Source organism: Frankia sp. Mgl5, from assembly GCF_023242985.1.
Classification (GTDB): domain Bacteria; phylum Actinomycetota; class Actinomycetes; order Frankiales; family Frankiaceae; genus Parafrankia; species Parafrankia soli.
Genome location: NZ_JALKFY010000077.1, coordinates 1 through 283, shown reverse-complemented (window position 1 = coordinate 283; position 283 = coordinate 1). Strand labels below are relative to the sequence as shown.

General features: G+C 54.8%; 1 pseudogene. It reads left to right on the top strand.

The window, feature by feature from the left end:
• Nucleotides 1–283, top strand: a pseudogene (locus tag MXD62_RS08435) (GNAT family N-acetyltransferase); the annotation flags it as partial.

Below are 283 nucleotides of genomic sequence, written 5' to 3'. Positions count from 1 at the left end.
CCACCATAACGGGTTTACTGCTGCACGAGAAACCTTCCGTTTTGAGCGGACAACCTTGGAGCAGAGCCCTGGTAAAACGTCCGACTTTCAATTCCGTACGCTGCCGCAGGTAGGTGAAGCTGCCTTCATCGATGCGATCGCACGGGTGTCGGAATCAACCTTTGACCAGCGGATACGGGAAGGGCGGGAGCAAAACGGGTCAGAAGCGGAAGCGAATACCATGTATCGGGACCTACAGCAGATGGAGTATGAGCCAGACTGGTGGCAGCTTGCTTATGATTCC